Origin of the sequence: Mesorhizobium sp. M7A.F.Ca.CA.002.05.1.1 (assembly GCF_003998335.1) — a bacterium.
Taxonomy (GTDB): domain Bacteria; phylum Pseudomonadota; class Alphaproteobacteria; order Rhizobiales; family Rhizobiaceae; genus Mesorhizobium.
In genome coordinates this window covers 1-552 of record NZ_RZQI01001595.1, presented here as the reverse complement: position 1 = coordinate 552, position 552 = coordinate 1, and the positions used below count along the sequence as shown (strand labels likewise).

1 protein-coding gene is annotated in these 552 nt (G+C 63.8%); it reads left to right on the top strand.

Going from position 1 to position 552, the window contains the following annotated elements; translation table 11 throughout:
* Positions 1-552: TRCF domain-containing protein (locus EN939_RS37240; protein WP_335930827.1), on the top strand; the 552-nt coding region annotated here is incomplete at both ends.

The window sequence follows — 552 nt, the reverse complement described above, 5'->3', positions numbered from 1 at the left end:
CCTATGCGCTGTTCACGCTGCCGGCCAACCGCAAGCTGACCGACACCGCCGAGCGCCGGCTGAAGGTGCTGCAATCGCTGGATACGTTGGGCGCCGGCTTCCAGCTCGCCAGCCACGACCTCGATATCAGGGGCGCCGGCAATCTTCTTGGCGAAGAGCAGTCCGGCCACATCAAGGAGGTCGGCTTCGAGCTCTACCAGCAGATGCTGGAAGAGGCCGTCGCCGAGGTGAAGGATTCCGGCGAAGTGCAGGATGGCGGCTGGTCGCCGCAGATTGCCGTCGGCACGGCGGTGATGATCCCGGAAAGCTATGTTCCGGACCTGCAGCTCCGGCTGGCGCTCTACCGCAGGCTTGGCGATCTCGAAAACACCGAGGAAATCGACGCTTTCGGCGCCGAGCTGATCGACCGCTTCGGCCCGCTGCCGGACGAGGTCAAGCATCTGCTCAAGATCGTCTTCATCAAGGCGCTCTGCCGCAAGGCCAATGTCGAGAAGCTCGACGCCGGGCCGAAGGGCGTCGTCATCCATTTCCGCAAGCGCGAATTCTCCAACC